Origin of the sequence: Georgenia satyanarayanai (assembly GCF_023715365.1) — a bacterium.
Classification (GTDB): Bacteria; Actinomycetota; Actinomycetes; order Actinomycetales; family Actinomycetaceae; genus Oceanitalea; species Oceanitalea satyanarayanai_B.
On sequence record NZ_JAMBNZ010000019.1, the window covers coordinates 25,768 to 41,060 of the forward strand.

The following is a 15,293-nucleotide window of genomic DNA, read 5'->3' on the forward strand; positions in this document are numbered from 1 at the left end:
TCGGGGCCGGCCCCCACTCATATGTGGGGGTTAGGCGCTCGTTGCTAGAGGCAGCTCCTGTTGCGACGTGTTCTTGGCAGGCTCGGGGGCAAGATCGGCCAGGCCTTCGTGCTCGGCGAGCACGGCGGCGACGTACTCGCTGATCGACGCATAGCCCTGGCGCTCGGCGCTTGCCCGGACGGCGTCACCGACGCGCCGATGCGGACGCGTGACGAGGAGATCGCGATCGCCCTTGTGCGGGCGACCCTTTCGTTGCTGTCCAGCCATGCCCCTAGTAAAGGGGCTCGTATCAGATATAAGCGCCAGGCGGCCGGGCGTGTCGCGCTTACTCGGCGTCGAGGTAGGCGCGCAGCCGCTCGATGTAGGTGTGCACCACATCCGGGTTGACATGCCAGGTGGGAACCCGGCCGCGTCCGCGGCGTTGGCCTGCCTCGACGTCGGCGGTGACGAGTCCTGAGGCTTCGAGCTCACGCAGGTGGCGGTTGGCGGCGCTGACACTGGCACCTGCGACAGCACTGAGTTCCGGTGCGGTGAGCGGCCCTTGTCCAACGAGCTCGCGAATGATCGCCGCGCGCGCACGGTTACCGATGACGTCAATGATCGCCTCTACCTCTGGTGGCATACCTGGCGGGGCGACATAGCGGGGCACCTGCCCATCCTGCCGGAGTTCCCGACACTCATGGGAGGGATGCTCCGCTGTCGCACCACGTGGTAGGTTTGCGTTTAATGGGAATCTAACACAGGATGAGATCTGGGGGCAGCGCGTACACCGTCTCAGCGGGACGGTTACGGCCCGGGGGCTACCCGCTGGGCCACGGCTCTGCTTCGATGTCAGTGCAGTACGCAAGGATGCGAGTGTTCATCGACGGGGGGAACCGTGATGAGTGACCTGTTCCGCGACGCGCGCCGCGCGCTGGACTTCGAGGAGCCCGAGGAGTCAGAGGCTCTGGTGTCCGGGGAAGTCGGCGTGTTGGAGCATGCCGTGTCTGAGGCGCAACCTTTGGACGCGGACGCTGATGTCCCGAGGGCTGCCCCATCGCCGCCCGCCAGCCCCCCGGAGTCGGCGGCGGTGGGGCTCTCGGGCACGGCCCGGGGGGAGTTGATCCGGCCCGGCGCCACAGAGCGGGTACGTGCGCGGTGGGGCTGGCAAGGGTTCATGGTTCGCGCGAGCGGTGGCGTCGTGCGGCTCGGCCCGGGCCCGGGGGAGCAACGATTCCTCGATGACGAGCGGGTGATCCGCCAGGCCACATGGTCGCGGGCGGTCAACATCCTGGTCGGGAACAAGACCGGCGCGGTAGGGAAGACGACGTCCTCGATCGTGTTGGCCGGCGTGCTGGGCCGAGTGCGGGGCGGGGCCACCGCGGCGTTTGAGGTGTCCGACGCGACGGGCGCGCTGGAGAAGCGTGCCGAGGGCTCGCCCACGCGGGGCATGGGTGAACTCGTTAGGGCGGCCGAGCATGTGGCGTCTGCCGGTGAACTCGCAGGCTATGCGGCTCCGCAGACCTCACTCGCCCATACGATCGGTTCAGTCCACGACCGCCCGGTGCTCACCGGCCAGGACGTTCGAGCCGCGCGTGAGGTTCTTGACCGGTACTACCGAGTGACGGTGGCGGACTCGGGGAACAACCCTCATTCCGATGCGTTCGGCGCTGCGGTCGAGACCGCGGACCTTCTCGTGGTCCCCACGCTGTTGTCGAGCGTGGCGGTACTCGATGCCTTTGACCTGCTGGACGTGGTTTCGCGGCGTGGCGAGCACGGCGCGCGGTTGGCGGAGTCGGCTGTGGTGGTCATCAATCACGACGGGCGTCCGGAGGACAAGGATGCCGTGCGGCGGGCACGAGAGCAGCTGGCGCGCCTGTGTGAGGTGATCCCGACCGTGGACGTCCTTGAGGTGCCTTACGACCCGCACATCGGCAGGGGCGGGGAGATCACGCTCGGATCGCTCTCGCGTGACTCCGAGCGTGCCTGGACACGGGTGGCGGCTACCGCCACCCGGAAGCTGCTCGAGAACGTCAACTAGAACCCTTGGGGGGAATCATGGAGAACCCGATCGACGGGATCATCCCGGACTTCTCGGTCTTCGGTGCGGAGTTCACGCAGTGGTGGGAGAAGCTCTTCGGCGCTCTGTGGGCGATCGCGATCATCGCTGCGCTGGTGTACCTCCTGCTGGGGGTGGTGACCATGGCCCAGTCCGGTGACAACCCGCACGACTACTCCCAGGGCCGGGGGCGGGCGATCAAGGCGCTGGTGGCCGTAGTGATCCTGGCCGCGTTCGGCGTAGTCGTCGGCGCCATCTTCGCCGTAGCGACCTAGCCCGCGCGTGGGGGAGGGGACGTGAGCTTCGAACCAGAGATACGGGTCCCGCGGCGCTGGCTGCGCCGGCTCGTGCTGGCGATCGTCACGGTCGCGCTGGTTGCGGGTGTGGTGGTGTGGGCCTCGGGCCTTGCTTCGCGAGAGCAGCCGGCGCCCGCGCCGGCGGGCCCGACCGCCGAGCCCGACCCGACCGGATCGGCTCAGACCGCGCGCGTGGCCAACGGATGTCTCGGCGGGCAAGCGGTCAACGCACAGACCGTGCTCCTCGCCCAGGATCAAGCCCCGCTCGACGACGTTGGCGCCGCCGAGTTCGCCGCAACCCTGGCGCGCTGGGGCGGCGGCGAAGGTGGTCTTCCACCCGCGGATGAGGTGCCCGTCGTCCTCGACACGATCGCCGCCCCGGACGCGTCGGATTCCGTGATGGGGCTAGCGGAGCATTCTGAAGAAATAGGCAGCGGCGCTGAGCGTCAGGGACCGGCGACCTCCACGGTGGAGGGCGGGTACTACATCGAGTCCTCCACAGAGCACGAGGTCGTGGTCTCAGTCCTCACCGTGGATACCGAGCCGGCCCCCAACAGCCAGGAAGTTATGGCGGGGTCCGTGATGATGACGCTGGATCGGTCTTCGGGGGGGTGGCTGCTCGTCGACTTCGGTGGCTCTCGCGAGCTAGAGGATCTGGTGTCGATCATGACCCCCTTCTCAGGGGGGTGCTGACGGTGGATGAGGACGACAACCCCAACCTCTGGGACCGGGCGACCGGTGCTTGGGACGGTCTCGTCGAAGGTGTGCAGAGTGCTGGTGACGCAGTCAGCAACGCGGTTGCATTTGGGTCTGACCCGTTGGGGTTTCTGTTTGAGAAGGCCCAGGACGCGGCGTACGGGCTGACGGACCGGCTGTTGCCGGCGCTGTTCGATGCGACGAAGCCGGATCTCTCGGCTGACTGGTTCCTGGAGGCCTACGCGGTGAGCTACGCCGCGGCGGTGTTCCTGTGGGTGATCAACCTGCTGTGGACGATCATGCGGTCGGCGCAGGGCGTGTACACGAGTGACGACGTCGCCGAGGTGCTGACCACGCGAGCTGCCCTGTTCTTCGGGATGTCCACCTTCGGACCGGCCGCGGGCTGGCTGGTGCTGCAGTTCTTCGCCGCGGTGGCGGAATCGATGGCGCAGTGGGGGATCAACTCCTCGGTCGATGAGTCGATCGCCTCGCTGGCGTCGATGATCGAGCAGACCGACGCAGCGGGCGTGGTCGGCGGCGTGCTGGTGGCGCTCGGGCTCATGGTCGCCATGGTGGTCGGGCTGGTGCTGGTGGTCATCACGCTGTGGATCACGATGGTCGCGGTCTACCTGGGCGGCGCGGTGGCACCGCTGGCGTTCGCGTGGCTCGGCAACCCCACGCACCACCGCATCGCCACACGCCTGCTGGTGTTGCTGCTGGGAGTGATCGCGGCCAAGCCGCTGCTGTTCTTCGTGCTGGGCATCGCCTACCGGATGGCCTCCGGCTCGGTGACGTGGCTGGAGGGCGGCTCCACCGACGTGCAGACGTTCGCGAACCTGGGGGCAGCGATGATCGCTCTGTGTGTGGCGGGCATGACACCGTTCTTGCTGTTCAAGTTCGCCCCAGTGACCCCGACGGGGGCCGGGCAGGCGGGCCCTGCGGTGAGTAAGTCGAGCCGCGACGGTAACGATCGCGAGGAGGAGGGCTCGCAGACTCAGCGGCGGGCTCGGCAGAACGCGCGCCGGCGCCAGGAAGCGCAGGGCGAGCCCGAGGAGAGCGAGGGCGGCTCGAGTAGCTCGAGCGGCTCGGGCAGTAGCGGTAGTGGCAGTGGTGGTGCAGCCGATGGTGGGCAGAAGACCGGCCCGATCCAGAAGGCGCTGGAGGCCAAGCAGCGCGACAGCGCACACGGAGGATCTGGCGGCGGGAAGGGCAAGTCCGGGGCCGGTGAGCCGGGCGGGGAGAGTGCCGCGACGACGGGGACGAACCCGACCACCGCCGGTGCGGCTGCCGCCAAGGGTGGCGGCCCGGCGGCGGCAGGGGCTGGCAGCGGCGGGGCGGGCGCGTCGACGGGTTCCGCGGCAGGTGCCGGCGGTGCCGCAGGAGGTGCCGGTGGGGCCGCGGCTCGGGCCGGGGGAGCTGCGGGCAAGGTCGGCGGCGCCGTGGGAGCCGGTGTTGCGGTGGCCTACATGGCGGCCAAGAAGTCCGCGGAGAAGGGCGCCCAGGCCGGAGAGGTGTCGGCCAAGGAGATGGACGACCAGGGGGGTGGGTCCCAGTGACGCGGACCTCGGTGCTTGGCGGGGAGACCCGTCACCGGTCGGTGCTGGGTGGCTCGATGCCGCTGTGGAAGCTGACGTCGGTGGGTGCGGCGGCGGCGGTGGGCATGGTGCTGACGATGTTCGCCGGCGAAGGCGGCTTCGTCGTCGGTGTGCTGCTGGTGGCAGCGACGTGGCTGCTCACCGCTTCGACGCCGCGCGGATCGGTGCTCGCGCGCGTCGTGACCCGGCGACGCTGGAAGGAGCGCACCACTCGCGGGACGGTGAAGTACACGCCGTTCGACCAGGGCAGCTGGGATGCGCTGGCCGTGCAGGCACGCGCGAAGTCACCGCAGGTGCGCGCCGACGCGGCCCGTCAGGCCGTGTCGCTGCGAGACACCCCGGACGGAGCCTCGGGCATGGCGTGGCTGGAGAAGCGCCCCCGGCGCCCGGGGGTGGCCTGGCACGCTCCGGCCGGGGAGCCGGCATACCTGTCGGTCGCCTTCGAGGTCTCCGGTCAGATCCGGGGTCTGGAGTCCGACGCCGCCACCGACGCGGCCGCGGCCGGGTGGGGACGGTTCCTGGCCAGGCTGGGGTCGCACGACTCGGTGGCGCGCATGGCCCAGACCATCACGCGCGTCCTGCCGCCGGACTCCGCCCGGCATCAGGCATGGCTGGTGGAGAACCTCGACCCCGACACCCCACCGGAGGTCGCGGCTTCCTACGACGAGCTGCTGCGCAAGGTGGATGCCTCCACGATGACTCCCCGGCACTACGTGGTGATCCGCTGGCCCCTGACCAGCGCGTTTCGTCACGCCGCGGCCCGTCACGGCCAGCGGCGTCAGGGGTGGCGGGAGCTGATGCGCATCGAGGTCGCGTCCATGACGGCGCGGCTGCGGGGGGCCGGCCACAGCTGGGTGCGGCCGCTGAGCGCGGCCCAGACGGCCGCGGTGATGCTGCACATGCAGAGCCCCTCGCGGGCGATCGACCAGGTCGCGGGGGTGGACCCGGACCGCTTCGGTGTGCCCAGCGCCGATCACTACTCCGCGCACGTCGTCACGGTCACCGACCCGGCCACCGGGCAGGAGACGCAGTGGTGGCACCGCACGGCCCGGATCACCGCTGAAGCGATGGCCACGGTCCACCGCTCCTCGCTGTGGATGACGGCGCTGCTGTCAGGGACCGGGGACGGGACACTGCGCACGCTCTCGTTCCACACGTGGGTGATCCCCGCGGCCCAGGCACGGGCGGCGGCGCGGCTGGACCGCACCCGCGACTCGGCCGATCGGCTGGCCCGCTCCCAGGCCGGGCGCATCGAGGACGAGGAGACCGAGCTGCGCCTGAGCGCCGCGCAGCGCCGGGCGCGTGACCTGCGGCCCGGTGAACATCACGCGGGCGTGGAGTGGGTGGGATACCTGACTGTCAGTGCCCGCTCGGCGGCGCAGCTGGCCGAGGCGTGCCGCAAAGCCCAGGCGACCGCGGCCGACGAGCTGGGCATCGAGCGCCTGGAGTGGCTCGACACGCTCCAGTCGGCCGCGTCGGGCACGACGTGGCCCATCGCCCGGGGCATGCGACCGCCGGCCGACCGCGGCCGGGACAAGGTCATGTCCCGGATGGCCGGCCACGGGGCGAAGGAGTCGCTATGAGTATCGAGACCCGACTGCGTCGACAAGACCCGGTGACCGGCGAGGACCAGCCACCCTCGGCCCGGAAGAAAAAGCGACGCCGCTTCCTGGCCCCACCGCCACCGCCGGCACCGCGCGAGGAGGGCCTGACACCGTTCAACGCCCGCGGGACCCGGCTGCGGGCCTCGACCTGGTGGGCCGAGCGCGGCTACTACGCCCCGTACGACCGGGGCGCTCCGACCACCACCCGGCAGGCCGAGGTCCTCAATACCGCCGTGGTCGCCTCACCGAGCGATCTACAGGCACCGGTCATCGGCACCGAGTCCCTCAGCGAAGCGGCGGTCAGGCACGACAGCTTCTTGGCCTATGAGGCCGGCCTGGTCACCTCCCCGAACATTCTGGTGATCGGGGACGTGGGCTCGGGTAAGTCCTCGGTCCTGAAGACCGCCTATGGACTGCGGCCGCTGCTGCTGCGCGATCGCCGCGTGGTGGTCTTCGACAAGAAGGACCAGGGCGGCGAAGGGGAGTACGGCGACCTGGTGCGCACCTACGGAGGCGAGCCGATCACCTTCTCCCTGGCGGGGGATGGCGTGGTGCTCAACCTCCTGGACCCGGTCATCACCGGAGCCGGGTCGCGCAACCAAGTACAGCTGCTGATGGTAGCCGCCGAGCTCGCCCAGGGCGGGGAACGGCTCGATGAGTGGGAGCGAGAGGCACTGCGCTCGGCCTACCGAATCGTCATGCGCCAGGCCGAGACCGACCGGGCGGGGGCCCCGCCCATCCTGCCCGACGTGCTGGCCGCTCTGGGGCACCTGGAGGCCGACCCGGCAGACAGCTACAAGGACCTCTCGCCCGCGTCCCGGGAGCGGCTGCACGCCGCGGGGCTGGGCGTGCGGTTCCTGTTGACCGGGCTGCTCGAGGAGTACGGCGGCATCTTCGACGGCCCCACCTCCCCGGGGGTGCGGCTGGAGCGCAAGCTCACCAGCTTCGACATGTCCCAGCTGCCCGACGACGGCCCAGCGGTGCCGACGGTCATGGCGATCGCGAACATGTGGTTGCTGGGCATGTTGCGCCGCAACCGGGGGATGAGGACGAACCTGCTCGTCGAGGAGGGCTGGCACCTGGTGGCCGGCCCCAGCGCTGGCCTGTTGAAGTCGAACACGAAGCTGGCCCGTGCACTGGGGTTGGCGTTGGTGGTGGCCATGCACAAGATCGCTGACGTTCCGCCGGGCTCACCGGCGATGGCGGTGCTGCAGGAGGCCCAGACGGTGCACATCTACCGCCAGTCGCGCGCGGTGGACGTGGAGCGGTGCGTGCACGACTTCAACCTCGACCCTTCGGCGCTGACGCTGATCCCGACGTTGTCGACCGGCACGTGCCTGTTCAAGCGTGGCGCGGAGCCGGAGCTGATGGTCGAGCACGTGCGCTCGGAGCTGGAGAAGCGGCTGACCGACACCGATCAGGCGATGACGACGAGGGGGCGTAGCTAGATGGTCTCGCGGGAGAACCGGCCACCGCTGCCGGCGAGGACGAAGGCGAACATCACCGTCGCCGCGGCGGGTGTGCTCGCCTTGGCGTGGTGGCACGTCGCGCTGTGGCTGACCGCCGACGGGCTGCCGATCGCAGGCGTGGACCGGACGCTGGTGGCGCTGGTGCGCCTGGAGCCGCTGTCCCTGGGTGAGGGGGTGAGGTCGCCGGCTCTGCCGGTGGCGGTGGGGGTGTGGCTGGCGCTGGTCGCGGTGAGCCTGGGTGGGCTCATCGCGTTGATCGCGTGGCGTCATCGCCGCCGCGCCGTCAAGGGCATGGTCGCCGGGTCGGCCCTGCAGCGGCGCACCGGCACGAACGGGCGCCGCGCCCCCGGCGAGCCGGCGTTGCTGTCCCCGATTGGCCACTACAACGGCCAGGCGGTGCGCCCCCGTACCGAGGACACCGGCTGCGTGATCGCACCGCCGCGGCAGGGCAAGACCGCCTACCTGGCGGTCGGGCAGGTCCTCGACGCGCCCGCCGCCGTGGTGGCGACCTCCACGAAGGTCGACCTGCTGCGCCTGACGGCCCAGCTGCGCGCCGAGCGCGGCCGGGTGTGGGTGTTCGACCCCGAGAGCGTCTCGGGGTGGCCCGAGCTGGCCCGCTGGGACATCGTCGCCGGCTGCCAGGACGTCCGGACCGCGATGGAGCGCTCACGGGCGATGGTCGCCGCCCGGCCCCTGGAGGGGTCGAAGAACGCCGGCTTCTTCACCGAGGCCGCCGACACGGTGCTGCGCTGCCTGCTGCACGCCGCGGCCCTCCACGGGCTGAGCATTCGCCAGGTGCTGCGCTGGGCGCGGGACTTCGACGACGAGACGCCATATGACATTCTGCGAGAGCATCCCGACGCGGCGCCGGGCTGGGTACGTGACCTGACCAAGTTCTGCCGGGGCGAGGCCCGCGAGACCGTCTCCTCCACCGACATGTCACTGTCCCTGGTGCTGGCTCCGCTGGCCGACCCGCGCGTGGTCGACCTGGTCTGCCCACCACCGGTCGCCGAGGAGGACGGGCCGGAGGCGGCGGTGTTCGACCCGGCTGCGTTCGTGGCCTCCACCGACACCCTCTACCTGCTGTCTGAGGGCGGGCGCACCGGTGTGGCACCCCTCATCACCGCGCTTGTCGCCGCCGTGGTACGCGCCGCGCGCGCCACCTCCCAGCGCACCGCCACCGGACGGCTGGACCCACCCATGACGTTCGTGCTGGACGAGGTCGCCAACATCGCCCCCATCCCCGACCTGCCCCAGCTCATGGCCGACGGCGGCGGCCGCGGTATGAGCGTGTGGCCGGTGGCCCAGGACATGGCCCAGCTGGAGACCCGCTTCGGGGCCGAGGGCGCCAAGACAATCTGGGGCGCGGCCGCGGTCAAGATCCTCATGGGCGGCTCGTCCAACGACTCCTTCCTGGAGTCCACCTCACGTCTGGTGGGCGAGCGGCGCGTGGACCGCTCCAGCCGCCACTACAAGGAGGCCGGCAACGTCCCGGCGTTCAACATCTCCACCGAGAAAGAACGCGTGATGACGGTGGCCGAGCTGCGTCAGATCCCCGAGGGCCGGGCGCTGCTCCTCTACCGCGACCTGCCGGCCGCGGTCATCGACCTGACCCCCTGGTGGCAGCGCGATGACGCGAAAGCCCTACGCGCGTCGGAGGCGTGGGTGCTGGAACGCGAAGGGATCCCCACGCCATGAGCCAGCCAGACATCAGCCAGCTCGACGGGCGGGTCACCGCGCTCGAGGAGCTCGTCGCCGCGCTGGCCGAGACACTCGCGGCCCGCGCTGGGGGGGGCCCGTGGTGGTGGCAAACGCTGGGCCGCGAGGAAGCGGCTCGGCTCTGGCAGGACCTGGCCGAGTTCGTCACCTACCTCTCCGGCCGCTACCTCAGCGGGCTACCCGCCGAGTACCGGGTCGCCGCGTGCTGGTACCGCCACCCGGTGGCCGTGGAGCTGCTCACCGCGCTGATGGTCGCCCACACCGGCGCCTACCGTGACCCGGGCTCCGAGCCCGGGCCGGGGCTGGTCGACTTCCACGAACGGTCCCTGTGGCCGACGCTGGAGCGCCTGCGGCACCTGCGCCTGTTCTCCTCCTGCCAGGACGGCCACACCGATCGTCTCTCCACGGCGCCCACCACACCCGACGACGGCTTCGCCGCCCACGTCGCGGCCGACCTCGCCACCCGCGACGAGGAGGACCAGTGAACCGGGCCCGGCTCTCCACCGCAGCGGCGACCATCACAGCTCTTCTCGTCATCGCCGGGTGCGGCGACGGCGAGGAGCCGGCGCCCGATGCGCCGGCGACAGCCGGGATCGTCGTGCCGACGTCGGACGTCGAACCGACCGCAGAGCCGCCCGCGCCCCCCTCGGCCGAGGCGGACCAGCCGCCGATGGAGGAACTCACCGGTAGTGAGCAGAACCCGACCGAGGGGCCACCGCCGTGGGACGCCGCGGCCGAGCAGGCCGCCCTCGACCGGGCCGTGACGTTCATGCGTGCCTTCGCGCGTCCAGACCTGCCCGACGATCAGTGGCACGCCGGCATCGCCGGCCAGATGACTCCAGCCGGCGCCGAGCTCTTCGCCTACGTCGACCCGCGCAACGTCCCCGCCAGCCAGATCACCGGCCAGGCCCGCGTCCTCGACCACTCCACGGGGTCCCTGGCCGAGGTCCACGTCGAGACCGACGCCGCCACCTATCTGGTGACCCTGACCAGGGTGAGCCAGGACGCGCCGTGGCTCGTCGAGTACGCCGACCCACTGGAATGAACCGGGGGGAGGCCTCATGAAGGCCGGTCACATCCTCGCCGCCGTGGTGGCCCTCGCCGTGGCGAGCGTGGGCCTGGTCCTGTTCGTCGGCTCGGGCCTCAGCCAGAGCCAGCCCGCCGCGGCGTGCCAGCCAGGTCAGCCGGTCACCGTCGCCGGCGGCGAGCTGCCCGGTGAGGTCGCCGGCTGGTCCGGTGAGCAGCTGGCCAACGCCGCCGCGACCATCCGCGCCGGAGCCGACCTCGGTATCGACGCCCGGGGCCAAGCGATCGCGGTCATGACGGCCATGGGTGAATCGTCCCTGGTCAACGTCGCGCACGGCGACGCCGTGCGGGCCGACACCATCGGCCTGTTCCAGACCGGCCCCGAGCACGGCAGCTACGACGCGCGCATGGACCCCTACCAGGCCGCGGTGCTGTTCTTCGAGCGGCTCACCGCCGTACCCAACTGGCAGGATCTGCCACCCACGATCGCGGCACACCGCGCGCAACGCAACGCCGACCCCCTGCACTACGAGCAGCACTGGCCCGACGCCCTGAAGGTCATCGCCGCCCTGTCCAGCGACACAGCAGCAGCCGTGGTGCCCGCCGCCGACAACCCGGGCAACCGGTATGACCTTGGCCCCGTCCAGCCACACACCCAGGCGCTGGCCGAGGAAGTCGGCACCCGCTTCGACGTCGCCGACGTCGGCGGCCACCGGGAAAGCGCCGTCGACGCCGGCGGCCATCCGGCCGGCCTGGCGGTGGACTTCATGACCGGCGATGACGTGGCGCTGGGTGACGCGATCGTCGCCTACCTGATCGAGCACGCCGAGCGGCTCTCGGTGGACTACATCATCTGGCGTCAGGCCATCTGGCACGCCGCCGACCCGCAGGCCGGGTGGCGGCCGATCGCTGACCGCGGCTCACCCACCGCCAACCACTACGACCACCCGCACGTCAACCTCCGCCCCACGCCGTCGGCCACCTCGGGCGCGGGCCCACTGGAGTGCCTCTCCGCATCCGCCGTCGCGCCCGCGGGCCTGACCGTCCAGGGCGAGTGGGTCGCGCCCGTGGACGGGCCGATCACCAGCGGATACGGGCCACGCTGGGGCAAGTTCCACGGCGGCACCGACTTCGGCGCCCCGTGCGGGACACCGATCTACGCGGCCTCCGACGGCCGCGTGATCTACGCCGGCAACGGCCCACACCCCCGCCTCGGGCTGACCGGTCACGTCATCATCATCGACCACGGCGCAGGTGTGCAGACCAGCTACAACCACATGTACGCAGGCGGCCTCGGGGTGCGCCCCGGCCAGGTGGTGCAGGCCGGTCAACTGATCGCCGTCGTGGGCAACGACGGCTTCTCCACCGGCTGCCACCTGCACTACGGGGTGTACCTCGAGGGCCAGCACACCGACGCCGAACCGTTCATGGCCGGCGTTGGCGCCCCCCTCGGCTGATCAGAAGGTAGGACGATGGCGCAGCGAGGCACCGGCAGGCCGGCCGAGCTGCTCAGCGAGGTCCACGCTCTGGCCGCCCGCGCGGCCAGCGCCGGACGACCCCTGCGGTCGGTGCCGTCGGTAGAGATCAGCGACAAGCTCTCCAGCCGCGCGTTCCCCGCCCACACCCCACCCCGCATACGACTGAGCAGCCGCCTGCTGCAGCTGAGTCCGCGTGAGAGGGCCTGGACGATCGCCCACGAGCTCAGCCACGTCCTGCGCCATCAAGAGGGATCTGCCTGGCGGCGTGCCCCCATCTGGCCCTTCCTCCTCGCATCGGTGGTGACATTCGCCAGCTTGACCGGCGCGGTCATCGTGGCGAGCTGCAGCCTGATCCTCAGCACACTGCTGGTTCTCCTCGCCCTCGCCGGCGCCGGCGGACTCACCTGGTGGAACGTGGCGCAGCTCGCCGGCGGTCGACGCAACGAGAGCGAGACTGATGCGCTGGCCGCGACCGTCTTCGGCGAGGTCATGACAGAGGAATGGGTCCAGCACACCCTGCATGCCGAAGGCCTCAGCAGGTACCTCCCCCTGGCCCTGCGATCACACCCACCACCCGACGCGAGACGCCGCGACGCGCTTCTGGCAGCCAGCGGCACGAACGCATCGGGGGGCGGCTGAGACGCCCCCCGCGGGGCGCTGCGCTCTCGGCACCCCGGTAGCCGATCCCGAATGGGACAGCCAAGGTGACTTGGCGAATAGATGGCCAATCCGACGGTCCGAGCGTTCACCTACCCTCTGTCCATGAGCAAGGAACAGTCCCTTCCCGAGCGCATGTCCCGATATGAGCGGAAGCGCTGGGACGAGATTCAAGCGCACTGGGAGAAAAAGGCCCAAGGGCGGAAGGCCGTGCTCCCGCCTCGAGCCCGGGCCGCGCTCGGTACCACAGTGGACGGTGCGAAGAGCACCGTCTCGAAGGCCGGCAAGGCGGTGGCAGAGCGGACCCCGGAGAAGGTGAAGGACGTCGCGAGCGTGGCCGTTGATGCCGCACTCGTGCCGACCGTACATAACGTCGTGCAACTACTCGAGCTGCTCAACGAATGGGTGGTCGAACTGACCAACCCGGAGGCGGTCCTGAAGCATCACCGGGACAAGGGCCGCGAGGTGGAGTCCCTGGAAGACCTGCGACACCTGGACCTTGAAGAACTGGAGGAACTGACTAACGGTATGGCGCTAAAGTGGGGCACCGTCGGCGTTGGGCAGGGAGCGAGTTTCGGCGCGCTGGCCATGATCCCCGTGCCCGTCCTCGGCAGCGTCTTGGCTATCGGGCTCGACATGATCGCCATGCAGGCACTCACAGGCGCCATCGCCACCCGCATCTGCTACGCCTACGGGTACGATGCCGCCGATCCGGAGGTGCGGTACATCATCGATCGCATGGTCGCCCGGGCCTACAAGAACCAGGTGGTGAAAGCTGGCTCGGTGAAGAAGGCCAGTGCCGCGTTTGACGCGGCGAGAGGCCGGGTCAACTGGAGTCAGAACCTTCGGGATGACCATCGCCTCATGGCCGCGGTCGAGAAGTTGCTGAAGAGAGCGGGCAACGGGAAGCACGTGCCCGTCAAGAACGCCCGGATGGGTATGCCGGTGATCTCGGTACTGGCGGGTGCCGCGACGAACTCGCACGTGTTGGGGGACACCGCACGTCAGGCGCGGCACTACGCCGCGACCGTCCTGCTCGCGGAGAAGCACGGCCTGGAACTTCCTCGGAACCTGCGCCGCAGCCTTGAGCCCGACGAGGACCCAGACGACGAGTAACGAGATCGGCACGCGGAGCGTGCCACAGCGGGATCGACGGCCGGAACCGGGTCTGGGCCGCCCGCTGGTGGGAGCACCTGCGGCTGGACCCCGGCACCGGCATGAGTGTGTGGTGGCGCGAGCACGCCGACTACCACATGGCCGTCCTCATGGACAAGCACGGCCCGTTCGCCGCCGCCGAGGGCACCCAGACGAAGAAGGGTGACCCTCTTCCTATGAGGCCCCTCCACCGGGACTGTTCCCCGATGTGCGGGTCTAGTTCTCGACGTAGACGACTTGGATCGACTTGATCTGAGACTCCGGCAAGATGACCACCCGCCAGCGATCGTCCAGGTTCTCGAACTCCTCACGCGGTCGCTTCCTTCGGACGGGTGGACCGATTGCGAGGCTGCGTTGCGCATCTTCGGGGTCGGAGTCGAAGCCGATCAATTCACCCTTCCAAACCGTGTTGTCGAGAAGTTCCACGGTCAGATACGAGGCGCGGGCGCCGGCCGGGCGCATGTCGACGAGCGCCTGGCTCCAGATTCGCCCCTCGTTGATCGGGGCACGCCCCGGCCACTTCACTAGAGAGGCGAGCAACACGAGGCCGCAGGCGAGCAGCGAGGTCGCGACAACGGCCGCAATGTACGGCACCGACGTGACCGGCGAACCGCTGCTGGCGAAGGACTCGACATGGCGGTAGAGGGGCATCCAGACCCACCCAGCGAGGATTGCCGCTGCCAGTCCTGTCGCGGCCAGTGAGGTGAGGACGACACGCGACACCTCGATGAGCGTGCTTTCCTTCACCGCTGGCCGGTATCGCGCTCGCTGCAACTGCCAGAAGATCCCCGGTGCGAGCAGGAGGAGGAACGAGACGAGCGCAGCCAGACTGTCAGGGACCACGACCGGCTAGTCGCTGTTGTCGTCCGCGACGTCGACGACGTCGTTCGCGCCGACCTTACCTGTGTCGATCGTCGTATAAGCGGATCCAAGGAGGCCCTTCTCCTCCAGTTGGGTCAGATCCACTGTGGTGCGCGGGTCGTTCTGGGGTTCGCTCATGTCAGCTCCATCGAGATGTCCGGACAGGCCACGGGGCTAGGGCCCTCCGGCAGTCTTCCACCAGGATCCGACAAGGCGGTGTCAAGGCGTCGTAGCAACGCTGTCGGTGAGGAGTCGTTCGAAGGCTTCGCGTGGAGTGAGGTAGCCCAGGACGGCGCGGGGACGTTCGTTGAGCTCTTCGGCGATCGAGGTCAGGTAGGGCTGGTGCGTGGGGATCGCGGTGCCCTTGGGCAGGTACTCGCGGATGAGGCCGTTGGTGTTTTCGTTGGTGCCGCGCTCCCACGGGGAGTGCGGGTGGGCGAAGTACACGGGCATCTTCGTTGCCAGGGTCAGGGCGGCGTGCTTGGCCATCTCAGAGCCTTGGTCCCAGGTCAGCGACTTACGCATCATCGCGGGCAGCTCATCGGCGTTGTCGATCAACGCGTCGGCGAGGCGCTCACTGTCCTTGCCCGCCGGCAGCGCCAGGATCGTGGTGAACCTCGTCGTGCGCTCAACCAGCGTCGCCGCCGCAGAGCGGCCGTGGGCGCCGATCACCAGGTCGCCCTCCCAGTGGCCCGGCAC

Annotated in this window: 18 protein-coding genes; 13 read left to right on the plus strand and 5 right to left on the minus strand. The window is 70.0% G+C overall.

The annotated features are described in order from the left end of the window. Positions 1 to 30: 30 nt before the first annotated feature. Entirely contained in the window at positions 31 to 267 is a 237-nt protein-coding gene (locus M3148_RS16190) for a hypothetical protein (protein ID WP_251305767.1), read from the minus strand. Positions 268 to 325: 58 nt separating this feature from the next. Then, entirely contained in the window at positions 326 to 649 is a 324-nt protein-coding gene (locus tag M3148_RS16195; RefSeq protein ID WP_251305768.1) for a helix-turn-helix domain-containing protein, read from the minus strand. Between the two features lie 231 nt (positions 650 to 880). Between M3148_RS16195 and M3148_RS16200 the strand changes: the two genes are divergently transcribed. From M3148_RS16200 to M3148_RS16260, 13 genes are all read left to right on the plus strand, one after another. Beyond that, complete coding sequence (locus M3148_RS16200) at positions 881 to 2,020, plus strand: MinD/ParA family ATP-binding protein (RefSeq protein WP_251305769.1); 1,140 nt, start codon at positions 881 to 883, stop codon at positions 2,018 to 2,020. Between the two features lie 17 nt (positions 2,021 to 2,037). Then, positions 2,038 to 2,313 carry a hypothetical protein gene (locus M3148_RS16205; RefSeq protein ID WP_251305770.1) on the plus strand — a complete coding sequence of 92 codons (276 nt, stop codon included), beginning with the start codon at positions 2,038 to 2,040 and terminating at the stop codon, positions 2,311 to 2,313. A 21-nt stretch (positions 2,314 to 2,334) separates the two neighbouring features. Next, a complete protein-coding gene (locus M3148_RS16210; RefSeq protein WP_251305771.1) occupies positions 2,335 to 3,027 on the plus strand; it encodes a hypothetical protein in 693 nt (230 codons plus the stop codon). Between the two features lie 2 nt (positions 3,028 to 3,029). Then, entirely contained in the window at positions 3,030 to 4,586 is a 1,557-nt protein-coding gene (locus M3148_RS16215; RefSeq protein WP_251305772.1) for a type IV secretion system protein, read from the plus strand. Next, positions 4,583 to 6,208: an SCO6880 family protein gene (locus M3148_RS16220; protein ID WP_251305773.1), complete on the plus strand. Its 1,626-nt coding sequence runs from the start codon at positions 4,583 to 4,585 to the stop codon at positions 6,206 to 6,208. Before M3148_RS16215 ends, M3148_RS16220 begins: the two co-directional genes overlap by 4 nt. Further along, positions 6,205 to 7,677, plus strand: a complete 1,473-nt coding sequence (locus M3148_RS16225; RefSeq protein ID WP_251305774.1) for an ATP/GTP-binding protein — start codon at positions 6,205 to 6,207, stop codon at positions 7,675 to 7,677. Before M3148_RS16220 ends, M3148_RS16225 begins: the two co-directional genes overlap by 4 nt. Next, positions 7,678 to 9,396: a type IV secretory system conjugative DNA transfer family protein gene (locus M3148_RS16230; RefSeq protein WP_251305775.1), complete on the plus strand. Its 1,719-nt coding sequence runs from the start codon at positions 7,678 to 7,680 to the stop codon at positions 9,394 to 9,396. It begins immediately after the preceding gene. Then, positions 9,393 to 9,902 carry a hypothetical protein gene (locus tag M3148_RS16235; RefSeq protein WP_251305776.1) on the plus strand — a complete coding sequence of 170 codons (510 nt, stop codon included), beginning with the start codon at positions 9,393 to 9,395 and terminating at the stop codon, positions 9,900 to 9,902. The genes M3148_RS16230 and M3148_RS16235 overlap by 4 nt, the downstream gene beginning before the upstream one ends. Beyond that, positions 9,899 to 10,462 (plus strand): hypothetical protein, encoded by a 564-nt coding sequence (locus tag M3148_RS16240; RefSeq protein ID WP_251305777.1) that lies wholly within the window; start codon positions 9,899 to 9,901, stop codon positions 10,460 to 10,462. Before M3148_RS16235 ends, M3148_RS16240 begins: the two co-directional genes overlap by 4 nt. 16 nt (positions 10,463 to 10,478) lie before the next feature. Continuing rightward, complete coding sequence (locus tag M3148_RS16245; protein ID WP_251305778.1) at positions 10,479 to 11,900, plus strand: M23 family metallopeptidase; 1,422 nt, start codon at positions 10,479 to 10,481, stop codon at positions 11,898 to 11,900. A 15-nt stretch (positions 11,901 to 11,915) separates the two neighbouring features. Continuing rightward, the gene (locus M3148_RS16250; protein WP_251305779.1) at positions 11,916 to 12,560 is read left to right on the plus strand and encodes a M48 family metalloprotease; all 645 of its coding nucleotides are present in this window, start codon (positions 11,916 to 11,918) and stop codon (positions 12,558 to 12,560) included. A 123-nt stretch (positions 12,561 to 12,683) separates the two neighbouring features. Then, positions 12,684 to 13,694 (plus strand): EcsC family protein, encoded by a 1,011-nt coding sequence (locus tag M3148_RS16255; RefSeq protein WP_251305780.1) that lies wholly within the window; start codon positions 12,684 to 12,686, stop codon positions 13,692 to 13,694. A gap of 101 nt (positions 13,695 to 13,795) precedes the next feature. After that, positions 13,796 to 13,984 (plus strand): DUF4913 domain-containing protein, encoded by a 189-nt coding sequence (locus M3148_RS16260; RefSeq protein ID WP_251305781.1) that lies wholly within the window; start codon positions 13,796 to 13,798, stop codon positions 13,982 to 13,984. Here M3148_RS16260 and M3148_RS16265 read toward each other — a convergent pair. The 3 genes from M3148_RS16265 to M3148_RS16275 form a co-directional block, all read right to left on the minus strand. Then, positions 13,950 to 14,576: a DUF6338 family protein gene (locus M3148_RS16265; RefSeq protein ID WP_251305782.1), complete on the minus strand. Its 627-nt coding sequence runs from the start codon at positions 14,574 to 14,576 to the stop codon at positions 13,950 to 13,952. The two genes, M3148_RS16260 and M3148_RS16265, sit on opposite strands and share 35 nt — an antisense overlap. 6 nt (positions 14,577 to 14,582) lie before the next feature. Further along, positions 14,583 to 14,732 (minus strand): hypothetical protein, encoded by a 150-nt coding sequence (locus M3148_RS16270; RefSeq protein ID WP_251305783.1) that lies wholly within the window; start codon positions 14,730 to 14,732, stop codon positions 14,583 to 14,585. A gap of 81 nt (positions 14,733 to 14,813) precedes the next feature. Beyond that, a partial coding sequence (locus tag M3148_RS16275) for an IS30 family transposase (protein WP_251305784.1) occupies positions 14,814 to 15,293 on the minus strand: 480 nt, incomplete at its 5' end.